Below are 23,318 nucleotides of genomic sequence, written 5' to 3'. Positions count from 1 at the left end.
GTACTTCGAAGGGGGTCCCTTTAGGCGTACCGTCGTCCCCTGATCGCACGTCGTTCCCTCCGGAAGTCGCCACCGAAAACCGTTAGTGACTGTGATAGTAAGTGCGTTCAATGCGTTTACCTCGATCATCTCGTGACGACCGGGGCGTCTCGGTCGTCATCGGGACCGTCCTCCTGATCGGGATGGTCACGATGTCGATGGCAGTTCTCGGCGCTACCGTGCTGAGTACTGACCTCGTCGACAGTCCCCCTCGAGCGGAGTTCGTCTATGAAGAAGGGAGCGGAACCGTCACGATCGGCCTGACCGAGGTGCAGCGACTGACCGCCGGTGAAACGGAAATCAAGCTTCAGGACGGTGGAAGTTGCGGTACGTGGGACGTCAGCGGCGACCTCGAGGAGGGCGATGTGACGACTGTAGACAAGAGCGACTGCGGGGAGTCGCTCGACAAGGGCGACGTATTGCAGGTGATCGGTTCGGAGACGTTGCTCGATACCTACGAATTACGCGAGTAGCAACCGTAGCACAGTCGGTGACGACGTGACTGTCGGTTCGATCGACTGTCGAGGACTCCACGATTACGGTGACAGATCGAACGTCTGCGACTACTCCGAAACACTCGGGTGCATCGTCGGCTCCTCGTCTACCGGCTCGGAAAACGCCTCGAGCATGCGCGCTCTCGCGGTCTCATCCCGCTCGAGGCGCTCGTCGTCGTCGATCTCCTCGCAGCCCGGCGGTACCTCACGGCCGCGGCCAGTGAAATAGCCCTCGGGGGTGACCCAGTCGTGATAGAAGTTCGCGTCCGAGTCGTGAACGGCGGCGAGGCCGACCTTCGCGCCGTGGCCGGCCGCGACGATCGCCTGGTGGGGTTCCTCGGCCAGCCGACCCGCGGCGTAGACACCGTCGACGGCCGTCCGCCCGGCCCCGTCGACGTTCACGAAGTGCTTGCTCCCACGCTGGATTCGACCCACGTCCAGCGGCACGAGGTAGTCGCTGTCCGACCACGAAGCCGCGATCACCCGGCGGGCCTCGAGCGGCTCGCCACCCTCGGTCTCGAGGCGAAAGCCCGCCTCGAGGTCCGTCTCGTCTACTGGTTCCGCACGCGTTACGCGCCCGAGTTCGAACTCGGCACCGGCGGTGCGGGCCTGCTCGCGGCTCAGTTGCAGGTAGCGCCGGGCGTCGACCCCGTCGGGAAAACCGGGATAGTTCTCGAGGCTGGCGTTGCGCGCGAGGATCGACTCGCCACCGTCGACGACGAGCGTGTCGAGTCCCGCGCGGGCGGTGAAGATCGAAGCGGCGAGGCCGGCGACGCCCCCGCCGACGATACAGACGTCTCGCATGGCAGCCCGTTGACCCGGCAGTGTATAGAAGGTTGCCGTCGACCGCAACGCCGGACGGGGACCGGTCTCGGCGTTCGAGACCCGCTCGGCTCGAGTCGCGTGGGGACCGCAGAACGCTGTGGCTCGACCCCCGTCATGTGGCTCACCCAACAGTATTTTGAGCCGAACCGGTGAAGTTCCGGTATGTTCGTCGCCGCCGCCTTCCTGATCGGACTCGCGGTGGTTCCGTTTCTCGTCTTTCGCGCGTATGCGACTCGAGTCGAGGCGTCGGACGAACCAATCGAGGACCGACTCCACCGCCTCAACCGCGCCCAGCAGGTCGGCGGGTTCACCCTCCCGGTCGCAGCGATCATCGGGCTGTACGCGCTCGAGGTGATCGACCGAGTACTCGCCGCGATCGGAACGGCCAGCCTCGAGATCGGCGGCTTCGCCGTCCTCGAGTTCGGCGCGATCGTGCTGGTCTCGTTCGGGGTCGTGACGCTGCCGCTCGTTGGGATGGCGCTTGGCACCTACCCGACGGTGCGTTCGCTCCGGGACACGTCGGCCTCGCTGTGGCGGGTCGTCACGGGCGTCCTCGCAGTGATGGGGATCACTGCCGTCTCCGTCGGGGTCGCACTGGCGGGCTTTTTCGCGATTCAGTCCGTCTTCGGATCGTCGCTGCCAGTGTTGCTCGCCGGGCTCGGGGCCGTCGTCTTCGTCGGCTTCGGCCTCTCGCCGTACCTGATCCTGCTCTTTCAGGATCGGGTTCCGCTCGAGGGCCAACGCCGCGAGCGCGTCGACCGGCTCTGCGAGGAGGTGGGCTATCGGCCCCGCGGACTCTTCCTGCTCGAGGGGGAATCGACCAAGACCGCAAACGCTCTCGTCGCGGGAACGGTCCCCGGTCTGCGGTACGTCTTTCTCACCGACTATCTGCTCACCGAGTGCGACGACGACGAACTGCGCGCGATCCTCGCTCACGAGTTCGGCCACGTCGCGGGCCGGCACCTCTGGCAACGCGGCCTTCTGACCGTCGCCGTCTTCGGCGTCTGGATCGCCGGGGCCGACCTCGTCGGCTTCGGCGCGCTCGAGGAGGCGTTTGGCTTCCTCGGCTTTTTCCTGCCGTTCATGGGCCTTTATGCGGTGTATCACGTCGTCTTGCTGGGCGGGCTCGCACGCTGGCAGGAGTTCCGGGCCGACGCCTACGCTGCCCGACGCGTCGGCCACGAGGCGACGGTCGCGGCCCTCGAACGCCTCGCGGACGCGAACGACACGCGCCGCGAGGCGGGGCTGCTCTACAGCCTGGCGACCCATCACCCGCCGATCGGCGACCGGATCGAGGCGGTCCGCGATGGGATCGAGGGGACCGGCGACACCCGCGGGAGCGAGACGCCCTCGAGCGGCTGACAGCGGCGCGCGCTCGCGCCAACGGCGTCGATCGGATGGCAATCCTTACTTTCGAACCCGTCGTACGGCCGCCGTGGACCGAATTCTCCTCAGCACGCTCGCCCATCGGTCGCCCGAGGAGGTCTTTCCGTACGTCCGCTCGTTCACCGAGTACCCGCGGTACACGGACCACCTGAAGGAGGTCCGCGTCAACGGCGACGGCGGCGTCGGCTCCGTCTACGACCTCGAGTTGGCGTGGTGGAAGCTCAGCTACACGGCCCGCTCGCGGGTGACCGACATCTCGGCCCCGACGTCGCTCACGTGGCGACTCGTCAACCACCTCGACGCCCGCGGGGAGTGGCGCGTCGAACCCGAGCCGGAGTCGGCACCACCGGACGCCGAGACGGCAAGCCGGATCTACTTCGAGGCCGTCTACGATCCACACTCGGCCAACGAGGATGCCATCTCGCTGCCCAGACTCGTCTCGCTGGACTGGGTCGTCCGGAAGGTCGAGCCGAAACTGCTCAACGAGGCCCGAACGGTCGTCGAGCGGCTGGTCGCGGACATCGAGGGCCGCCAGCGTGACGTCGAACTGACCGTCCACGAGATGCCCTGACCGAAGGACGCCGCCGGGTCGACGACGCCCGCCGGCCTCGAGAAGCAGGCCGAACCCACTTCCGAACCGCTGCCGACACTGTGGATATGAGCGCCAGCCCCACCGTCTCGAGTCCGCGAACGCGGGTGAGCCATCGATGCGCGTAATCGTCGTCGGCGCGGGGCAGGTGGGCTCGAACATCGCGGCGAGCCTCGACGAGGATCACCACGTCGTGGTCATCGATCGGGACTCGGAGCGGGTCGAGGAGGTCACCTACTCCCACGACGTGTTGACGATCCGCGGCGACGGGACCGACATCGAGACGCTCCGGGAGGCCGACATCGCGGACGCGGACCTGGTCATCGCCAGTACGGACGTCGACGAGACGAACATCGTCGTCTGCGGAGCGGCCAAAGCGGTCGGCGACCCGTTCACGATCGCCCGCGTCAGGCAGACGAACCTGCTTCGCACCTGGGAGGAATCGATGGGGGCTTTCGGTGTGGATTTCATGGTCTGTACGGACCTCCAGACCGCCGAGACGATCGTCCGAATCGCCGGGCTGCCGGGCGCACACGATGTCGAGACGTTCGCCAGCGGACTCGTCCGGATGGCCGAGTTCGAAATCGGCCCGGAGAGCCCGATCGCCGGCGAGACCGTCTCGGCGGCCGACCGGTTCGAGTCGCTGACGTTCGTGGCCCTGTTACGCGAGGACGAGGTCGTCGTGCCTCGGGGCGAGACGGTCATCAGGGCCGGCGACGCGGCGGTCGTGATCGGCTCCGGGGAGAGCGTCCGGTCGTTCGCGAGTGCGCTGACGCCGGCACCGACCCTCGAGGACGCCCGCGAGGTCGTCATCGTCGGCGGGACGGAGATCGGCTACCAGACCGCTCGGCTGTTCGAGGCCGAGGGGGTCGAGTCGCGACTGATCGAACGCGACCCCGGGCGGGCGCGGGAACTGGCCGAGCGTCTGCCGGACACGCTCGTGTTGGAAAGCGACGCGACGGACATCGACTTCCTCGTCCGGGAACACGTCGACGAGTCCGATATCGTGGTCGCCGCCCTCGAAAGCGACGAGCGGAACCTGCTCGTCTCCCTGCTTGCCAAGCGAATCGGCGTCGAGCGGACGATCGGGGTCGTCGAGTCCGCCGCGTACGTCGACCTCTTCGAGACGGTCGGGATCGACGTCGGGGTCAACCCGCGGCTGGTCACCTCCGAGGAGATCACTCGGTTCACCCGCGAGCAGCGGACCGAAAACGTCGCCATGCTCGAGTCCGATCGCGCGGAAGTCCTCGAGATCGAGATCGACGCCGACAGCGTTCTCTTCGAACGCTCGATTCAGTCGGCGATGGCCGACCTGCCCGACGGGGTGGTCGTCGGCGCGATCAGCCGCGCTGGTGAACTGATAACGCCCCGCGGCGAGACGGTCGTCGAGGGCGGCGATCACGTGGTCTTGTTCGTCGAGACCGCAGTGTTGAACGCGGTCGCCGGGGCGTTGTGATCGATTACCGGCGGTCGGCGACGCGCTCGGCGACCTCGAGGCCGTTGCGCAACGCCGCGTGCAGTCGGGCCTCGCCGGCGACCCAGTCGCCGAGACAGTAGAGGCCGTCGGCCTCGGCCAGTTGGAGGGGGTCGCGGGCGACGCCGGCCTCGGGGAGGGCGTACCGCCAGCCCTGATGGTCGGTCCAGTCGGGCTCGCGCAGCCGGTCGTCCTCGAGCAGGTCGGCGGTCAGGGCCGCCAGTTCGGTCAGGTTCTCCGCCGGTGGTTCGTCGTAGCGGTCGACCGACCACTCGTGGTTGGCCTGGACGACCAGCAGCGACTCGCCGTCGGGGACGTGGCCGGGTTTGCACTCCTCGCGGGCCACCCAGCCCACCTCGTGGGCCTTGTCCGTGTTGACCAGCGCGTAGTAGGGCGTCTCGAGTTCGAAGGGGTAGTGAAAGATCCCGGTCCAGATCGTCCGGAAGGGGACGGCGTCGATGGCATCGACGAGGCGGTCCCGAACGTCGCTCTCCCAGTCGGCCGACCGCAGCAGTTCGGCGGTCTGTGGCGCTGGCGGATTCAACAGGAGGACGTCGAACGGCCCCCACCGCCGGCCGTCGGTGTCCTCGAGGTGCCAGACGCCGTCAGTACTGCCGTCGGCGTCCCGAATCACCCGTTCGACCCGCGTCTCCCGGTGGATCGTCGCGTCGCTACGGGCGAACAGCCGCTTGGCGATCTGAGTCAGTCCCTGCCGGTACGTCCACTTGTGATCGTCGCGGTCCTCGCCCGGCGATACCTCGCCGTCGGCGTCGAAGGTCCAGACAGGCTCCTCGATATCGACCAGCCCGTCGGTGTCGAGGGCTTCGGTCAGCACGTCGCCGACCCGTTCGTCGTCGGACTTGACGTAGTTCGCGCCGTAGTCATAGACCGTCCCGTCGCGGCGTCTGGTCGCGGCCCGCCCGCAGACCCCGCGGGACTTCTCGAGTACCGTTACGTCGGCGTCCGGTGCCGTTCGCTCGAGCGCGTTGGTCGCGGCCGCTGCGCCGGCACCCGCACCGACGATTCCGATCCGTGTCATGCTCGACCTTCGGTGGCGCGGCCTCAAGTAGCTCGGCCCAAACAACGACAACCGGACGGGTGAACTATCGCTACCGGATGCCGCCGATCGGGGTCGGGCCGTCACGGCAAGTGTGTTTCGAGCGGCCGCCCGTCGCGGTCAGTCACGGAATCGGACGGATCGAACGGCTTTTGCAACGTCGGGGGGTAGGGGCGGGCGATGGACGTACTGATCGTCGGCGCGGGGTCGATGGGGTCGTGGTTCGGGGCGGCGATCGACGCCCGGATCGCGTTCGCCGACGTCGACGACGACGCCGCGGCGGCCGCGGCCGAGACCGTCGGCGGCGAGGTCGCCGCCCTCGAGGGCGACCGGACCTACGACGCCGTCTGTCTCGCGGTGCCGATGGCGACGGTCGCCGACGCGATCGCCGCCCAGTCCGAGCGGGCCGAGCGAGCGATCGTCGACGTTTCGGGCGTCATGCAGCCCGCGCTCGCGGCCATGGAGCGACACGCACCCGACCGCGAACGGGCGAGCCTGCATCCGCTCTTCGCCCCCGAACGGGCACCCGGATCGATCGCCGTCGTCCGCGAGCAGTCGGGGCCGGTCACCGACGAGTTGCTGGCCGGGCTCGCGGCCCGGGGCAACGACTTGGTCGAGACGACGGCGACCGAACACGACGACGCCATGGAGACGGTCCAGGCGGCGACCCACGCCGCGGTGCTTTCGTTCGCGCTCGCGGCGGAGCCGGTCCCCGAGGGGTTCGAAACGCCGATCTACGAGGAACTGGGGCGACTCGCCAGACAGGTGACCGCGGGAACGCCGCGGGTCTATGCGGACATTCAGGCGACGTTCGACGGCGCGGATGCGGTCGCCGACGCCGCCGCCGCGGTCGCCGACGCCGACGCCGACGAACTCGCCGCGCTCTACCGGGAGGCGGCGGCGAACTGGCACGGAACAAGCGATACCCGGAACGAGTCCGAGAATGAGTGACCAACGCGAGGCCGTCCGATCGAACGCGAAGTATCTGCGCAACGTCCGACCGATCGATCCCGACGAGATCTGTGACTACGTCGAGGGCAACCCCCATCCCGCGGTGGTCCGGCAACTCCTCAGGGAGGAGGCCGCCGACCTCGGGCTGATCGAGCGCGACGACGGCACGTTCGTCCCGGTCGCGGACGAACCGGTCCAGCCCCATCGCGGCCCGGTCGAGCGATTCCCCGCCGCTTACGAACGCCGCCTCGAGGACCTGCTGGCCGACCGCTACGGACCGAACTGGTTCGAGGGTGCCTCGGGCGACTTGCTGCGGTCGACGATCCGGCGGTTCAAGGCCGACTACCTCGAGGGCCGATCGGTCGAGTACGACGACGACGCCGCGGCCGGCTACGCGATCTATCACCTGCCGGCCTACTACGCGGCGGTGCAGTACGCGCTCGACGACCTCGCCGACCGGGGGCTGCTGGGTCGTGACCTCCGCGTCCTCGATATCGGCGCGGGGGTCGGCGGCCCCGCGCTCGGGCTCTGTGACTACCTGCCCGACGACGCCCTGGTCGAGTACCACGCGGTCGAACCCAGTGCCGCCGCCGACGTCCTCGAGACGCTGCTCTCGGAGACCGACCGGAACGTCCACCCGACGATCCACCGGACCACCGCCGAGGAATTCGACCCCGCGGCGGCCGCCGACGGCGAGGGGTCGGCCGGCTTCGACCCGACCGCGCCCGACGATGGGTTCGACCTCGTGCTGGCCTGTAACGTCCTGAGCGAACTCGAGGACCCCGTCGCCGTCGCCCGGTCGGCCCTCGAGACGCTTGCGCCCGAGGGGACCCTCCTCGCGATGGCCCCCGCGGACAAGAACACGAGCGTCGGACTGCGCGAGGTCGAACGGGAACTCGAGGGCGAGCGGCTCTGGGAGCGCGACGCGGTCGCGGTGGCGGCGGACAACGGGGACGAGAACGGCGACGACCCGGCCGACTACCGTCGCGGCGCGGTGACCGTCTACGGCCCCGCCGTTCGCCTCTGGCCCGGCGAGACGCCGTCGGATCGGGGCTGGTCGTTCGACGTCCGGCCCGACCTCGAGACCCCGTCGTTCCAGCGACGACTCGACGAGGCGACGCCGGCCGACGACGCCGACCACGCCCCCGGCGAGTTCGAGAACGTCGATGTCCAGTTCTCCTACTCGCTGTTGCGCGTCGACGGCCGCCGGCGGATCGACACGTCGTTGGATACCGGCGAGTGGGCGAAGATGGCCGAGATGGAACGCCACGTCACCGAGCGGATCGATCTGGTGGCGGCGAAGCTCAGCCGCTCGCTCTCCGCCGAGGGAGCCAACCCGCTTTTCAAGATCAGCGACGGCAGCGAAGACACCGACCACTACGCCGTCGTCACGAACGAGACCGCCCTCAACCGGGACCTACTCGAGGCAGACTACGGCGAACTCTGTTCGTTCGAGGGGGCCCTCGCGCTGTGGAACGACGACGAGGGCGCGTACAACCTGGTCGTCGACGAGGAGACGATCGTCGACCGGATCGCCTGAGCCGTCGCCGGAAGCGGTGGGCTTTTCGCGTCGCCGTCCAACGGGAGCGATATGAGCGACGACCTCGAGATCCTGTTGACCAACGACGACGGGATCGACAGTACCGGCATCAGGGCGCTGTACGACGCCCTCTCGGAGCGCGCCAACGTGACCGTCGTCGCCCCGGCCGACGACCGCAGCGCCTGCGGTCGCTCGCTCTCCCACGAGGTCGAGGTCGACGAACACGAGTTGGGGTATGCGGTCCACGGGACGCCAGCCGACTGCGTCGTCGCGGGGCTGGCCGAACTCGGTCCGTTCCCCGATCTGGTCGTCGCGGGCTGTAACAAGGGCGCGAACCTCGGCGAGTACGTTCTCGGCCGATCGGGAACGATCAGCGCCGCCGTCGAGGCCGCGTTCTTCGACGTGCCGGCGATCGCCACGTCGATGTACGTCCCCGTCGACGGCACCTCGCTGGCCGACACCGACCTGACCGCTGCCGACTACGCCGAGGCGACCCGCGTGACGCGCTATCTGGCCGATCACGCACTCGAGACCGGCGTCTTCGACCAGGCTGCGTATCTCAACGTCAACGTTCCGGTGGCCGACGGCGAGCCCGCCCCGATCGAGATTACCCGTCCCTCGAAACGGTACGAGATGGACGCCGAACGAGACGGCACGCACGTGACACTCAAAGACCGCGTCTGGGAGGACATGAACCCCGAGTCGCTCCCGGACCCCGAGGGGACCGACCGCCGGGCCGTCGTCGAGGGCCGCATCAGCGTCTCGCCGCTGACGGCACCCCACTCGACGAACGCCCACGAGGCGCTCGATGCGCTCGCCGAGACGTACCTCGAGACCGTCCGTTCGAGCGACCGCTGAGACGGTCCCGCGGTTTCGACCCTGCGTCGACTCGAGGCGGGAGAAAGGTGAACGACTGCCCTCTCAGCCGGCTGGGACATATCCGTGATCCGTCGGATCGCGTGAGTCGGCAAGCCTGTCGGTCGCTGAAAGTGATAACTGACTTGCGGGTCGCAAGGCCGTCGCTATTCGCCGACGGTCCCGTCACGATAGTCAGACCGTAACCGACCGCACACACCAATGTCATCCACAAAACATAAAATCAAGGTAGGTGGGCGTTCAAGCTGTGGTAGTCCCAGCGGAGCGTGATCAACACATGGTATTCAACACACTCTGGACGCGGCTTTCCTCTCTCTGGAGCGGATCGGCCGACGAGGCCCAATCGGACGAGTCCGCGGCGGCGACCGAGGAACCGGACGACGACCCCGACGACGAAACGTTGAGCTACGCCGAAGAGATCGAGTACGGCGTCGACGAAGGCGAACTCCCCGACGAGGACAAGATCCTCAGACTGCTCGTCAAACGCGGCGGCCGCGTCGACCAATCGACCGTCCGCGAGGAGACCGGGTGGGCACAGGACCGCCTCGAGGACGTCATCGATCGGATGGAAGACGACGACCAGATCAGTGCGATCACCGTCGGTCGCAAGCGCGTGATCTGCCGGCGCGGATTCGAACCCAACGGGTATCGATCGCATCTCAACGAGTAGGAACGCGTTCCCAGTCGTCATGTCCGCCGCCCCCTGCCCCGAATCACTCCACATTGGCCCGGTGGTCGCTGCCGGCCACGACTCTCCGATCGGTATCCCACTATGGGTCTCGGACGCAGCCTCCGATTCGCTGATCGAGGCGAGCGGAAACGCCGTCTATCGCGGCTGAACTGCCTCGGTCACGCCGCTCGTTTTGGCCGGCGACGGAGTAGAAACTTTCATTCAGTTGGTTTGCAAACTCACCCTCGGGGATGGCACACAGAGACGACGTGACACGGGTGCTTGCGACGTGTACAGCGTGTAACTCCGTCTACGCAGCACGGCAGTGGCCGGACGGCGAAATCAAGATTATCGGGCAGGACGGATGTTCTTGCGGCTCGACCGACTTCGAACTCGTCGACGATTCGGCGGACGGAACGGAGAGCGACGCCGGCTAAGATCCGGGCGGCCGATCACGCATGCGGTGGCACCGACGAACGAATCGGCAGCAACGCGGATCGGCGCGGCCCAACCCGCCCTCCTCGTCGAGGGCGAGATGGTACCGTGTCCGCCTCGTTCGACTACCGGGTAGCCGCTCACCGTGTCGGCCCCGAGGCGATGAGACAGCACTGTCGCAACCGCCGAAGCAGCGGCGAGCCGATCGGTTGCTCGGACTGAAACGGACTTATGGACCGTATAGTGAACCGGTAGACGGTGAACTGTCGGGTAATGATATCTCGAATACCAGTCTCGGACGAACAGCAGTGCCGACGTTCCTCGAGCGGGGCAGTCGGCGAGTCGAGGAGTGTGTAATGCAACACCCAGCAGCGTCTTCCCTCGTTCACCGATAATGCGCCGTAATGCCCGAGAAAACCGGACGGAAACCCGATCGATTCAACGCAGCGTCCAGATTTTGCTCACCGTCACCGGCATCGTCTTCCTGTTGGCCGGGCTGGCACTCGCTGCAAGCGGTGCCTCAGTTAGCAGCGCCATCGGCTCGGTCAGTGACAGCGTGGACGGGTTCGACCAGCCGACTGACGGCGGTGACAATCCATCGGATGACGACACGACAAGCGGCGACGGCGACGACGAGTCCGACGAGACCAGCGACGGAAACGGCGAGACGGAAAGCGGTAACAGTAGCGACGGTGGAGCGGACACCGGGAGCGACAACGAAACCGATGCCAGCGACGATCTCCGTCCGTTGACGACGGTCGTCGAGAATCGGAGCGGGGAGCCGATCGATACCGCCACCGTCACCGTCGACACCGGACCGGACTCGAGCAAGCAGGAGTCGGTCAACGGAAGCGGGGAAGCCGAGTTCTCGCTCGCGGACGGCGAGTACACGGTGACCGCGAACGCCGACGGATACCGGCCCTCGAACGAGACCGTCGGGGTCGACGGCGATGCCGTGACGAAGACGTTGACACTCGAACAACGAAACACCGGCGACGATAGCAATAGTAGCGGTACTGACGACGACAGCGAGACCGATGGCCACACGCTGTCAGTGGCCGTCGAAGACGAGAACGGCGATGCGATCGATAACGCGACCGTACAACTCGAGGAGGACACCGGGTTCCTAACCACCGGCGAAACCGACGAGAAAGACGTCGGCGACGACGGGACGGTCGAGTTCACGGCCCTCGCGGACGGCGAGTACACGGTGACTGCGTCGGCGGACGGCTTCGAGCAAACGGCACGAGACGTCGAGATCGACGGCTCGGACGACGAGATTACACTGACGCTCGCGTCGAACGGCGGGTAATCGAATCGGCTGCCGGTCTCGGTGTGTCACGCGGGGTCGGCTCTCTTGTTGCTGTTCCGGCTCGTTGCACTCGAGTCCGGTGATCGACCGACTCGGTCGGCGTCTTCTTGATCGGCCGTCGAGCCACTGTGTGCCAACCCTCAACCTCCGTCCGTCGAACCGCGAGCCGATCGCATCGTACATCGAACGCGACAATCGCGGGCATAAGCCGCCGTCGCGGACGCTGTCACAGTCGCCGTCGGAGCCACGCGTGATCGGTCGGCGATCGTCCGCCGCGTTCGCGTCTCGAATCTGGCGACGGGATCGAGTACGACAGTCCGAGTGAGCGACCGCGCCGCCACCGCCGCCTCGAGTGGACGCGTTAGCCACGTGCATCTTTCGCCGGCTCGGACGGGACGATGACCTGGGCCCGGTTCAGGTGGCGGTCGATGTCGCTTCGCTGGACTCACTGGTACCGAGTCGTCGCGCCGAGGACGGCGCTGCTCCACCGGCCGAAGCCAACGGTCGGCGCTCCGCGATTCCGTGTGCGACTCGAGTCGGGCCGTCGCTTCCGTCTCTCAGTCCCATCGTTCCGTCGCCGCACTGCTAGAGAAAGCTCTCGGTTTGGACCGGGTATCGAACAGCGCGCAAAAGGAGTTAACGACCGCGTGAGGCGATCACTCGACCGTCACGCTCTTCGCGAGGTTCCGCGGTTTGTCGATCGGGCGGTCGAGCTGTGTCGCGGCGTGATAGGAGAGCAGTTGTAACTGGACGTTCGCGAGCAGCCCCGTCCAGACGGGGTGAGTATCGGGAACCGACAGGTGGGCGTCGGCGATGTCGACGAGGGGATGGTCGTCCGGTCCGACGGCGACGATCGGCGCGCCACGGGACTTGGCCTCGATCGCGTTCGTCTTCGTCTTCCCGTCGGCATCGCCGGTCGCGACCGCGAACACCGGGGTCTTCCCGGTCACGAGCGCGAGCGGGCCGTGTTTGAGTTCCCCGGCAGCGAATCCCTCCGCGTGTTCGTAGGTGATCTCCTTGAACTTCAGCGCCCCCTCGAGCGCGACCGAATGGGCGGGGCCGTTCCCGATGAAGAAGAACGACTCGCTGTCGATGGTGTCCGCGGCGAGGGGTTCGGCCTCGCTCGTCTCCAGGACGGTCTCGACCTGCTGGGGGAGGTCCGCGAGCGCCTCGAGCATCGCCGCTCGATCGTCGGCGGCGGTCGCCGTCGGGACGTCGCCGGCGATGCGCTGACTGAGCAGCGTGAGCGTGACCGCCTGCGAGGAGTAGGTCTTCGTCGCCGCGACGCCGACCTCCGGGCCGGCACGGATGTAGACCGCGTCGTCGGCTTCGCGCGCGGCCGTCGACCCGACGACGTTGGTGACGGCGAGCGTCCGCGCGCCCCGGTCGGCCGCCGTCCGAACGGCGTCGAGGGTGTCGGCAGTCTCGCCACTCTGGGTGACCGCGACGGCGAGCGTGTTCTCGTCGACCGGCCCCGACGTGGACTCGTACTCGCTCGCACGCAGGACCTCGGTTCGGATCCCGGCCTCGCGCACCAGTTGGCCGCCGTACATCGCGGCGTGATAGGACGTCCCGCAGGCGACGAACTGGACGCACTCGACGTCCTCGAACGAGCCGGCCGGGAGGTCCTCGAAGGCGACGTCGCCGTCCTTGATCCGGCCCTCGATCGTGTTCGCGAGGGCCGTCGGCTGTGTGTGGATCTCCTTGCGCATGTAGTGGTCGTACTCGCCTTTCCCCGCGTCCTCCGGATCCCAGTCGACGGTGTCGACGGCCCGCTCGACCGGATTGCCGTCGAGATCGGTTATCCGGTAGGCGTCCGGATCGAGGACGACGAGATCACCGTCCTCGAGGTAGATCACGTCCTCGGTGCGCTCGAGAAACGCCGGGACGTCGCTGGCGAGGTACCACTCCTCGTCGTCGAGCCCGAGAACCAGTGGCGATCCCTTTCGCGCGGCGTAGACCGCCTCCTCGCCGTCGACGATGGCGGCGATCGCGTAGCTCCCCTCGAGGACGTCGACCGCCCGACGAACCGCTCGTTCGGTGTCGCCGGTCTCCGCCCGATACTCGTCGATGAGATGTGGGATGACTTCGGTGTCGGTGTCGCTCTCGAACTCGTGGCCTTCCGCCCGGAGGGAGGCCTTGAGTTCCTCGTAGTTGTCAATGACACCGTTGTGAACGACGGCGACGTCGCCCGCGGTGTCCGTGTGCGGGTGGGCGTTCTCGTCGGTCGGGGGCCCGTGCGTACTCCAGCGCGTGTGTCCGATCCCCATGTTCCCGTGTGGCTGGGAATCGAGCTTCGATTTGAGGCGGGACACCTCGCCGGAACACTTGTGGACTTTGACGCCGGACCCGTTCTGGACGGCGATCCCAGCCGAGTCGTAGCCCCTGTACTCGAGGTTCTCCAGGCCCGAGAGGAGCGGTTCCGCCGCGTTCCCGTGACCGATGCGCGCGATAATACCGCACATTAGCCACTCACCCCCGTTCGTGTGACCGTCGGCGGCTGCACCGCACCACCCGGCCGGTGTGCACCGGCATACTCGTCGAGCGGGACGGACGAATCGAGTCGGTTCGAGACCGCTGCCTTGCGTTCAGTCCTGTTCCGTGTCATTGGTATCTCCGGTCCGAGCCGCCCATCGCGGACGGTCGGGCTCCGTTTCCCCCGTGGACGATAGCGGCCATTACTATAGCACGAATAAGACGGTACCGCGAATACGACGCCGGCTATCGACTGTATAAGACGCGTTCGTCCGCCGCGTTCCGACCCCGCAGCCGATCCTGTTTCCCCTGTACGAAGCACGGACGACTGCTCGAGTCGCTCCTGTCGTAGCAGTGATCGATCCGTCGCTCCCGCGGCTACTGTCGGCGACCAGCGGCGTCGTGCATCGACGGGGCGGTCACGGTACCTATCGGAGCCGTGCCCGTCGACAGGGACGGCACATCGGAACGAAACGGCCGAACGGTGTCCCGATCGGCTTCGGTCGGCAGCAAATAGCGGCTTCGGGGTCGACTACACGATCGAACGTCGTTACAGACGCCGATGACGTGGTCCGACGACGGCGGGAGCCACGTCGCCGCCGGTCGTCGGTTCGGGGACGCCGGTCGTCGTCCGACCCGGACGACGGCGCTGACAGGAGTGACCGGCGCTCAGGCGGCCGGACTCTCGGCGTCGTCCGACTGCGTCTCGTCGCCGACCGGTCGCTCAGCGAAGACGATGACGTTCTCTCGTCCGAGCGATCGCTTCTCTATCGTCCCGTCGGCGTGCATTCGGGAACAGATCCTGCTCACCTTCGACTTCGACCAGCCGGTCTCCGCCGCGATTGTCCGCTGGCGAATGCGGCCGTCGTTCGCGATGAGCAATCGGACCACCGTCCCCTCGTCGCTCAGGAGCCTCGGTGGCGTTTCGGGCGAGAGATACGAGCCGGGTGGCTCGCGGTCGGCAGTGGCTGCGTCGGACGGGTCGTCCGTCGCTCCCGTCGGATCCGTACCGAGCGCGAGCGACGGCAGCTCGAGTTCGCGCTCCGACAGCGCGTCTGCAATGCGAATCCCGACGAGGGCACTGATCAGCAGGGACAGAATCACGATCAGGGTAGCTTCCCAGAACGACGTCACGCGAAGCAGTTGGATCACGGCCAACGGTCCACCGGATCGACCGCCGACTCCGGGGGGGATCGCGTGTACGTCCTGGTGGGAGATCGACGTCGGACCGGCGTCGATCGAGACGACGGTGTGAATCGATTCGAACCGGGCGCCGACACCGATCTGAGGATGGGAAACCATGAGTACGCGATTCTGTGACGGTCGGTGCGTGATCGAGTCCGATGGGGTGGACTCGCCGACCGCACTCGAGATCCGAGCCGTGGCCCCTTCATTATGGATCCATATGGGCGAGTTTAATAACGTTCTAAGCGCTCAGACGGCCGTTCAGGCTCGACCGGTCGATCCCGTCGACAACCCCGACACGGCCCGGTCTCACTCCCTCTCACGCTTGCAGTCGCTTAGCCGCGGTATAGTAAACCCCCGACAGCGACTTGCGGATTTTACGGCACGGCCCGCGGACCGCGTGCGGACCGCGGGCGCATCGGTTTCGGACATCGCCGTCGCACGCGGTCGTGTGACGGTCCAGCGACAACGCATCACCCATGACTACGATAATCAGCGATACGGAGGAGACAGCGGACGAGGGAACGAGCGGCCAGTACGCGTTCGAAACGAGCGATGAGGGAACCGCCCTCGAACACCCGACGGACCGGTCCACGCGCGAAGCGACGATCTGTGTCGTCGGACTGGGGTACGTCGGACTGCCGCTTGCGGTCGGGTTCGCCCAGTCGGACTACCGCGTGATCGGATACGACGTCGACGACGTGACCGTCGGCCGACTCCAGGAGGGTGTCGACACGACCGGTGACCTCCCGGACGAGGCGATTCAGGACGGCGATATCTCCTACACGACGGACGCGACCTCGATCGCCGAGGCCGACTACGTCATCATCGCCGTTCCGACGCCGATCGACGACGACGAGCGGCCGGACCTCGGCTACGTCGAGAGCGCGGCGGCCACCGTCGGCTCGAAAATGGAACCCGGGACGACGGTCGTCCTCGAGTCGACGGTCTACCCGGGGACGACACGCGAGGTCCTCGCCCCGGCACTCGAGGACGCGTCCGGACTGACCGCCGGCACGGACTTCTTCGTCGGCTACTCCCCGGAACGCGCCACACCGGGCGACGACGAACACGGTCTCGCAGACGTCGTCAAGGTCGTCAGCGCACAGAACGAGAAAGTGCTGGAAGACCTCGCGACGCTGTACGAGTCGGTCGTCGACGCGGGCGTCCACCCCGCCCCGTCGATCGAAGTCGCCGAAGCCTGCAAGGTCGTCGAGAACGCCCAGCGGGACCTCAACATCGCGTTCGTCAACGAACTGTCGATGGCCCTCGACAACATGGACATCGACGGTCGGGCCGTTCTCGAGGCCGCGGGCACGAAGTGGAACTTCCACGAGTACCGACCGGGACTGGTCGGCGGCCACTGTATCCCGGTCGATCCGTACTTCTTCGCGTACCGATCGGCACGGGAGGGCTTTGACCCCGAACTCATGCAGACGAGTCGGCAGGTCAACGAATCGGTCCCCGATCACGTCGCGGAGCTGACGATCAAAGCGCTCAACCAGAGTCACAAGACGCTCCGCGAGAGTCGCGTTCTGGTACTCGGACTGGCGTACAAAGCCGGCGTCGGAGACATTCGCAGTTCGAAGATCGACGCCGTCATCGACGCCCTTCAGGAGTACGACATCGATATCGCCGGGTACGATCCGTTCGCCGACGGCGACGCGGCCCGGGAATCGTTCGGCATCGAGGTCCAGGAACAGCTCGCGTTCGAGGGCTTCGATGCCGTCGTCCTCGCGACGCCCCACGCGGAGTTCGAACAGTTGGATCTCGAGTCGGTAGCGAGGAAACTCACCGACGACCCCGCACTGATCGACGTGACCGGGACGGTCGGCGAAGACGCCGCCGTCGATGCAGGATTCGTCTACCGGGGGTTGTGAGGCGATGCGAGACCAGCGATACGTAACCGGGACGGTGACGGGCCGTACGGCCACCCGACCATCGCCGGGCGGAACCGCTGTTCCAGCCTGTTCGGAGATGGGGGTGTCGTGACATGCATGTCATGATAACGATCCAACACCCCGGTCACGTCCACTTCTTCCGACACGCCATCGCGGAGCTAGAAAATCGGGGTCACGAGATCCACGTCTTCGCCCGCGAGAGCGACGTCGCCGTCCAACTCCTCGAGGCGTACGACATCGACCACGAGGTACTGGCCGGCGACGCCGATTCGCTGGTCTCGCTGGCGGCAGTCCAGGCGACGTACGAACTCCGACTGCTCCAGCGGGCGCGGCGACTCGAGCCGGACGTAATCACGGCCATCGGCGGCGTCGCCGCCGCCCACGTCGCGTCGGTGGTCGGCGCGAAGAGCCTGGTCTTCTACGACACCGAACACGCGACCCTCGTCACGAAACTCAGCTATCCGTTCGCGGACGCGATCTCGACGCCGGAGTGTTACCGAGACGATATCGGCCCGAAACAGGTGACGTATCCGGGCTATCACGAACTCGCCTATCTCCACCCCGAGCGGTTCGATCCCGATCCGACCGTCCTCGAGGCCGTCGATCTCGCGCCCGAGGAGTCGTTCGCAGTGGTTCGGCTCAGTAGCTGGGCGGCCTCCCACGACGTCGGCCACGGCGGTTTCGACGACCCGCACGCGGTCGTCGATCGGCTCGAGGCGGCGGGCCTGCGGGTCTTGCTCACCGCGGAGGGCGAGCCGCCGGCGGCCCTCGAGTCCTACCAGTTCACGACGGCACCGGAGCGAATGCACGACCTGCTCGCCTCCGCGGACGTCGTTCTGAGCGAGGGGGCGACGACCGCGGCCGAGGCCGCCGTCCTCGGCACGCCGGCCGTCTACGTGAACCCCCTCTCTCTGGGCTACACGGCGGAACTCGACGCGGAGTACGGACTCCTGTTCGAGTACACCGGCGAGGAGAGACACGTCCGCGGCCTCGAGCGGGCGGTCTCGGTCCTCGCGGAACCCGACGACACGTGGGCCCGCCGGCGCGAGCGCCTGCTCGCGGATCGGATCGACGTGACGGATCTCGTCGTGCAACAGCTCGAGACGATCGCACAGACGCGGACGGCCGACCGACCCGCTCCCGCAGCGAACCCGGACCGATCATGAACGTCCTCCAACTGGTTACTTCGCGGCGACCGTTTTTCGACCAGCAAGTATCGGCCCTCGAAGATCGCGGCGTCGACTGCACGGTCCTCGAAGTCCCGGGCCGACACAGCGGCGATTCGGGCCGGTCGCCCGCGGCGTACGCACGGTTCTATCCGACCGTTCTCTCGGCAGTCCGTTCGTCGTCGTTCGACATCGTTCATGCGAACTACGGCCTCGTCGCGCCGTTCGCGCTCGCACAGCCGACTCGGCCCGTGGTGGTGTCCCTGTGGGGAACGGACCTCATGGGCCAGCAGTCGTGGCTCCGATCGGTCAGTCGGTACGGTGTCCGACGGGCGGACGCCGCGGTCGTCCCGAGCCGGCCCATGTCGCGGGAACTCGAGACGGATCACGAACTGATTCCGTTCGGCGTGGACACCGACCTGTTTCGGCCGATGTCTCGAGCGCACGCGCGCGAGTACCTCGGGTGGGAGACCGACCGGCCGGTCGCGCTGTTCCCGTACGATCGGACACGAGCGGTGAAGGACTTCCCGCGGGCTCGGCGACTCGTCGAGCGGGCCGAGGTCGACGTCGAACTCCGAACGGTCACCGGCGTCGATCACGCGGAGATGCCCTACTACATGAACGCGAGCGACCTCCTGCTTGTCACGTCGAAACGCGAGAGCGGTCCGATGGTCGTCAAGGAAGCCGCTGCGTGTGATCTGCCGGTCGTCTCGACCGACGTCGGCTTCGTCCGCGAGACGGTCGGCGACGTGACGAACTGTATCGTCAGCGACAACGACGGTGCCCTCCTGGGCGGCCTCGAGCGGATCGTCGAAACGGGCGACCGAGCCAACGGTCGCGACGCCGTCGACGGGCTATCGGTCGATTCGCTCGGCGAGCGTCTCTCCGGGCTGTATCGCCGAGTACTCGACCGGGAGGAAGCGACCGGCTATCCGACGGGGGTCAGTCATGACGTATAGCTCGCTGTCGGAACTCCGGCCGTTGCGACTCGACACCGTCGCAGCGATCGTCGGACTCGTCCTCGCGCTCGTACTGTTCCCGCTCAGATTCCTCGCGTCACAGATCTACATCCAGACGGTACCGATCGTCCTCGGGACCGCGTGTGCGCTGTATCTCCTCTCGCTGTATCAGCGCGACGACGCGCGGGCCGTCCCGAACCTGCCGTCGCCGGTAACCATGGCGCTTCCGGGCATCGTTTTCGCCGGACTCGCCGCACTCGTGATGCTGACGGTCGTCCAGGGAGCCAGAACGCCCCTCTTTTTCGGGGCGGCAAGCGTCGTCGGGACGCTCGTCGTCGCCCAGATCGTCTTCGCAAGCGACCGGGACCTCCATCCGGGGCTGTTGTTGCTCCAGATCGTTTGCTTCGCGGTCGTCTTCCGGTTTACCGCGCTGTACGCGACGCCCGGCTACATCGGGATCGACATCTGGACTCATCGCGAACTCGTCGAGTCGATCCTCACGGAGGAGTCACTGAGTGCGATCTCCCACGACAAACACTACGGATCGCCGTTTTACCACCTGCTGGTCGCCGCCTCGTCGTTGCTGTACGACGTTCCGATCCGCGCCGCGTTGTACCTCTCCGTCGGCCTCGTGATGCCGCTCTCGGTCCTGCTCGTCTACGCGACGACGAACTTGCTCGTCACACAGCGGTGGGCGGTACTGGCGACGGCCCTCTACGCGTTCGCGAGTCACGTCGTGCGGTGGGGGACACATCACATTCCCACGAGTCTGGGGCTCGTCTTCTTCCTCGCGATGTTGTACGCGCTGCTCAGGGTGATGCGGATCGAGTACTCGATCCGGGACTTCTCGTTGCTGTTACTGCTGAGCGTCGCCGTCATCCTCACCCACCAGGTATCGACGTTCATCATGCTCGTCTTGCTGCTGGCGGCGTTTATCGCTCAGGTCGTGTTCGTCGTCGGCCCGTTCGGGCTCACGCGCCTCGATACGAGCGTGTTCCGAACGAAAAAGCCGGTCAACCTCGTCGGGCTCGTCGTCTTCAACCTCGGGCTGACGATCTTCGTGTGGTCGCTGACGCCGTACCGGCAGGAGTCGTTTCTAGCGACCGTGTTGAGCTACTTCACGCAGACGCTCAAGGAGAGCGCCGGCTTTCTCAACACCGCAGGCGAGTCCTCGTCCGACGGCGGCGAGGCGGGGACCGAGACCGCACAGACGCTGCTGGACCAGATCGTCCCCTACGTGGACGTCCTGGGCTTTCTGTTCCTGCTCGGTGTGACGTTCGTCGGGTGTCTGTACGTCGTCCACAGGCGACGCGCCGAACAGTCGGTGTTTACCCTCCTGCTGGCGGCGGCGTTCATGTTGGTGTTCGTCCTCGGGTTACCGATGTTCGGCGTCCGGACGTTCATCCCGACCCGCTGGTTCGCGTTCCTCTACGCGCCGATGGCTATTCTCGGCGCGATCGGGTTGCAGACGCTGCGCGGGAACCTGTCGCCGTCGCTCGCCACCGCCGTCCTGTTGGTCGTCGTCCTCGCCTATCCGGGTGCGATGTTTCTCGCCCCGGAAAGCAACGCCGACGATCCGGTGTTTTCCGACCACCACGAGCGCCTCGCATACGACGAGTCGGAACTCGCCGCGGCCGAGTCGATCGCCGAACTGACCGGCTCGCCACAGGGCGACGAGATCCGGCCGGATCAGCAACTCCACACCGACCACCCGTATCAGACGCTGTTCAAACGGACCGGCGCGTATCCGTCGACGACGACCGCGACGGTTCCCGAAGGCGGTAGAGCGGATCACGACTACACGGTCTATCGATCGGCCCAGTCGACCGATGCCACATACGTCACGGACCCGGACGAGAACGCACGGATTGCGGACCTCTCACGGACGCAGCTCTGCCGGCCGGAGCAAGCGACGGTCTACACGAACGGCGACGTGACGATGTGTACGCCGTCCCCGGCGGAGAGCTAATCGCTTCCCCGTTACCGGGCCGGCGTCGTCGGCGGCACCGGATCGGACTCGAGCCACGGATTCGACGACGAGCGAAATAGCGCTTCTGCCGTCGCGTTTCGTCGGCGGTAGTTCGGTCGCTGAGCGACCGATCGCGGCCCTTTCGTTGCCCGGCGGCTCGAGAACAGTGACAGTTCGAGGCCGAGCGGCCGGTCACCCCACCGCGACGATGAGTCGATCGGTACCGTTGTCGACGTCGACTCGATCGCTCTGGCTCCGGTCGGGCTCCATCGAACGACTGCGAGAACGGACACAGTAGCACACAAAGCGACTCGAGTCAAGACACTCTTCTGCGGGCAGCCAACCCGCTCAGCGAGCCCGACGGGCGCGCAGTAGTCGCCACATGTCAGCCGCGACCGGCGCGCCGTCGGCGACCCACAGCGAGAACACCGCAAGCCCCAGTAGTACCTGAAACAGGACCTGCAGCGTCATTCCGCCGGCGAGAAGCAGGTTCACGTACCGGCCGACGTACAGACCGAGATGGTCGAGAAACCCCCCGTGAGCGGTCGCTGGCGGCGACGCGATCGGCCAGAGGACGGTCCGGGGATCGACCGCCCCATCTCTGAGCAGTTGGCTGAGCAGGTCCGCAAACGGGTGAGAGAGATACGCGATCGAGAACGCACCTGCAAGCGTTCGACGGCCCCACCGGGCGGCCACCGCGTACGCACCGAGACAGACGATCGGCGCGACGAAGATCGAGTGGCCGACGGAGTAGCCGGCGTCCGTCAGTCCGACCGTCCAGGCGAGGGGTTTGTCGAGCAGGTCCGGGAACTGTGACCCGACGGCGACGGCGAGTACCCCGCACGCCGAGGGCGGCTCTCGAGCGATCGCCCTCGCGGCCAGCGAGTAGAGAACGTACGCGACCGCGAGGTGTTCCCACGGCCACATCTATGTCACCTCGATCGGCAGGTGAATCGCACGATAGGCGTTCTCCGTCGTCGGCTCCGCCGGCGGTTCGCCCACGTAGAGCAACAGGGTCACCCGTAGGTCGTCGCCCCGCATCGACGGCGTGATCGCGAGGGTCTGTCCGTGGGAGTCGCCGGCAGCGACCGTCGCAGTCCGCCTGTCTACCTCGGTCGATTCGCGGACGGTCGTCGCGTTCTCCTCGTAACTCACCCGCTGGAGCAACGCCACCGTCGTGTAGGTCCGTTCTTCGTGTTCCCGGTTCGTGATCGTCGCCTGCAGTTCCTGTCGCTCGCCCGTAGTATAGGTCGACTCGTACATCGTGTCGGTCTCGCCGGTGACGTTCTCGGTTTCGACCGAAAACTCCGTGAACCCGTCGTGTTGTGGCGGATTCGCAAGGGCGAACCCACCGCTCGCGAGCAACAGGACGAGCCCGATCACGATCGCCAGGTTGTACGGTCGACGGCTGGTCCGCTCGTACGGACTCGGCCGTCCGCGATCGAAGAACGGGGAGACCGACGTAATCGACGGCACGAACCGTCTATCGGCCGGACAACGGTAGCGAGAGACGATCGCGAGGAGCGCGAGGACGACGGTGAGTATGGAGAGACCGAGGAGGATCGGTTTCAACGCCACACCCCTAGGGGTTACGGTCGCGAAAAGGGCAATCGCGGGAACGAGGGCAACGCTAAAGACTACTGACAGGATCGTCCGCTCGATCGCCTCGAGCCCGCCACTGACCAGCAACGGATTCCCGAGTCCCGTCTTCTCGTCGTCGAAGGATTGGTACTCGTCGTTCGGTTCGTCCGGAAAGAGTGCGGAGACGAGCGCATACCCGGGTAGAAAGAGGACGAGGGGAATCGTCAAGACGATTCGTTCGATACCGGAGAGACCCGAAATGATCCCGAACGTGAGCCCGCCAGTGACTGCGATGACGACCGCGAGATCGAAAAACCACCAGTCGGTGTCGCTCATTTCCTCGTCACTAGCGGGTGGTGATGGTTTATTATCGCCAGAATAAGCCCGACCCATCGGGTCGGATCGGCACCGAACCATAACGAAGCCGACAGTGA

The 23,318-nt window shown here is 66.5% G+C and carries 20 protein-coding genes; 14 read left to right on the top strand and 6 right to left on the bottom strand.

Annotated features, from left to right (window positions below; genetic code table 11):
* The first annotated feature begins 110 nt into the window (after window positions 1–110).
* A complete protein-coding gene (locus tag ACSBP4_RS11255) occupies window positions 111–512 on the top strand; it encodes a type IV pilin (protein ID WP_435552254.1) in 402 nt (133 codons plus the stop codon).
* 90 nt (window positions 513–602) lie between these two features.
* Here the strand turns inward: ACSBP4_RS11255 and ACSBP4_RS11250 are convergent, their stop codons facing one another.
* The gene (locus ACSBP4_RS11250; RefSeq protein ID WP_373631187.1) at window positions 603–1,337 is read right to left on the bottom strand and encodes an NAD(P)/FAD-dependent oxidoreductase; all 735 of its coding nucleotides are present in this window, start codon (window positions 1,335–1,337) and stop codon (window positions 603–605) included.
* 183 nt (window positions 1,338–1,520) lie between these two features.
* Between ACSBP4_RS11250 and ACSBP4_RS11245 the strand changes: the two genes are divergently transcribed.
* The 3 genes from ACSBP4_RS11245 (at window position 1,521) to trkA (ending at window position 4,789) form a co-directional block, all read left to right on the top strand.
* Window positions 1,521–2,720, top strand: a complete 1,200-nt coding sequence (locus ACSBP4_RS11245) for a M48 family metalloprotease (protein WP_435552253.1) — start codon at window positions 1,521–1,523, stop codon at window positions 2,718–2,720.
* 73 nt (window positions 2,721–2,793) lie between these two features.
* Window positions 2,794–3,315, top strand: a complete 522-nt coding sequence (locus ACSBP4_RS11240; RefSeq protein WP_006649412.1) for an SRPBCC family protein — start codon at window positions 2,794–2,796, stop codon at window positions 3,313–3,315.
* Window positions 3,316–3,451: 136 nt separating this feature from the next.
* Window positions 3,452–4,789, top strand: coding sequence for a Trk system potassium transporter TrkA (trkA, locus tag ACSBP4_RS11235; protein ID WP_049964796.1), 1,338 nt, complete (start codon window positions 3,452–3,454; stop codon window positions 4,787–4,789).
* Between the two features lie 4 nt (window positions 4,790–4,793).
* On the opposite strand, the gene ACSBP4_RS11230 is transcribed toward trkA, so the two are convergent.
* Window positions 4,794–5,846 carry an NAD(P)/FAD-dependent oxidoreductase gene (locus ACSBP4_RS11230; RefSeq protein ID WP_435552252.1) on the bottom strand — a complete coding sequence of 351 codons (1,053 nt, stop codon included), beginning with the start codon at window positions 5,844–5,846 and terminating at the stop codon, window positions 4,794–4,796.
* A gap of 198 nt (window positions 5,847–6,044) precedes the next feature.
* On the opposite strand from ACSBP4_RS11230, the gene ACSBP4_RS11225 reads away from it, so the two are divergent.
* From ACSBP4_RS11225 to ACSBP4_RS11200, 6 genes are all read left to right on the top strand, one after another.
* Window positions 6,045–6,815 carry a prephenate dehydrogenase gene (locus ACSBP4_RS11225; protein ID WP_435552251.1) on the top strand — a complete coding sequence of 257 codons (771 nt, stop codon included), beginning with the start codon at window positions 6,045–6,047 and terminating at the stop codon, window positions 6,813–6,815.
* Window positions 6,808–8,355, top strand: a complete 1,548-nt coding sequence (locus tag ACSBP4_RS11220) for a small ribosomal subunit Rsm22 family protein (RefSeq protein WP_435552250.1) — start codon at window positions 6,808–6,810, stop codon at window positions 8,353–8,355. Before ACSBP4_RS11225 ends, ACSBP4_RS11220 begins: the two co-directional genes overlap by 8 nt.
* A 51-nt stretch (window positions 8,356–8,406) precedes the next feature.
* Window positions 8,407–9,213 carry a 5'/3'-nucleotidase SurE gene (surE, locus tag ACSBP4_RS11215; RefSeq protein ID WP_049964800.1) on the top strand — a complete coding sequence of 269 codons (807 nt, stop codon included), beginning with the start codon at window positions 8,407–8,409 and terminating at the stop codon, window positions 9,211–9,213.
* A gap of 295 nt (window positions 9,214–9,508) precedes the next feature.
* Entirely contained in the window at window positions 9,509–9,901 is a 393-nt protein-coding gene (locus ACSBP4_RS11210) for a helix-turn-helix transcriptional regulator (protein WP_006181220.1), read from the top strand.
* Between the two features lie 251 nt (window positions 9,902–10,152).
* Window positions 10,153–10,338, top strand: a complete 186-nt coding sequence (locus ACSBP4_RS11205; protein ID WP_049964802.1) for a hypothetical protein — start codon at window positions 10,153–10,155, stop codon at window positions 10,336–10,338.
* 392 nt (window positions 10,339–10,730) lie between these two features.
* Window positions 10,731–11,648 (top strand): carboxypeptidase regulatory-like domain-containing protein, encoded by a 918-nt coding sequence (locus ACSBP4_RS11200; protein WP_435552249.1) that lies wholly within the window; start codon window positions 10,731–10,733, stop codon window positions 11,646–11,648.
* A gap of 656 nt (window positions 11,649–12,304) precedes the next feature.
* Here ACSBP4_RS11200 and glmS read toward each other — a convergent pair.
* Window positions 12,305–14,113, bottom strand: a complete 1,809-nt coding sequence (gene glmS, locus ACSBP4_RS11195) for a glutamine--fructose-6-phosphate transaminase (isomerizing) (protein WP_049964803.1) — start codon at window positions 14,111–14,113, stop codon at window positions 12,305–12,307.
* Window positions 14,114–14,792: 679 nt separating this feature from the next.
* Window positions 14,793–15,425, bottom strand: coding sequence for a helix-turn-helix transcriptional regulator (locus tag ACSBP4_RS11190; RefSeq protein ID WP_006650307.1), 633 nt, complete (start codon window positions 15,423–15,425; stop codon window positions 14,793–14,795).
* 362 nt (window positions 15,426–15,787) lie between these two features.
* Between ACSBP4_RS11190 and ACSBP4_RS11185 the strand changes: the two genes are divergently transcribed.
* From ACSBP4_RS11185 to ACSBP4_RS11170, 4 genes are all read left to right on the top strand, one after another.
* Window positions 15,788–17,188: a nucleotide sugar dehydrogenase gene (locus ACSBP4_RS11185; RefSeq protein WP_435552248.1), complete on the top strand. Its 1,401-nt coding sequence runs from the start codon at window positions 15,788–15,790 to the stop codon at window positions 17,186–17,188.
* 113 nt (window positions 17,189–17,301) lie between these two features.
* Complete coding sequence (locus ACSBP4_RS11180) at window positions 17,302–18,375, top strand: DUF354 domain-containing protein (protein WP_435552247.1); 1,074 nt, start codon at window positions 17,302–17,304, stop codon at window positions 18,373–18,375.
* Window positions 18,372–19,334, top strand: a complete 963-nt coding sequence (locus ACSBP4_RS11175) for a glycosyltransferase (RefSeq protein ID WP_435552246.1) — start codon at window positions 18,372–18,374, stop codon at window positions 19,332–19,334. Before ACSBP4_RS11180 ends, ACSBP4_RS11175 begins: the two co-directional genes overlap by 4 nt.
* Window positions 19,324–21,303 (top strand): hypothetical protein, encoded by a 1,980-nt coding sequence (locus ACSBP4_RS11170; protein ID WP_435552245.1) that lies wholly within the window; start codon window positions 19,324–19,326, stop codon window positions 21,301–21,303. The genes ACSBP4_RS11175 and ACSBP4_RS11170 overlap by 11 nt, the downstream gene beginning before the upstream one ends.
* Before the next feature lie 348 nt (window positions 21,304–21,651).
* On the opposite strand, the gene ACSBP4_RS11165 is transcribed toward ACSBP4_RS11170, so the two are convergent.
* Both ACSBP4_RS11165 and ACSBP4_RS11160 read right to left on the bottom strand, forming a co-directional pair.
* Window positions 21,652–22,230, bottom strand: coding sequence for a metal-dependent hydrolase (locus ACSBP4_RS11165; RefSeq protein WP_435552244.1), 579 nt, complete (start codon window positions 22,228–22,230; stop codon window positions 21,652–21,654).
* Entirely contained in the window at window positions 22,231–23,220 is a 990-nt protein-coding gene (locus ACSBP4_RS11160) for a DUF1616 domain-containing protein (RefSeq protein ID WP_435552243.1), read from the bottom strand.
* Window positions 23,221–23,318: the final 98 nt, after the last annotated feature.

Source organism: Natrinema sp. CGMCC1.2065, assembly GCF_051225675.1.
GTDB classification, from domain to species: Archaea; Halobacteriota; Halobacteria; order Halobacteriales; family Natrialbaceae; genus Natrinema; species Natrinema thermotolerans.
The sequence above is the reverse complement of the archived record's forward strand: the minus strand, read 5'-3'. Positions and strand labels throughout refer to the sequence as shown.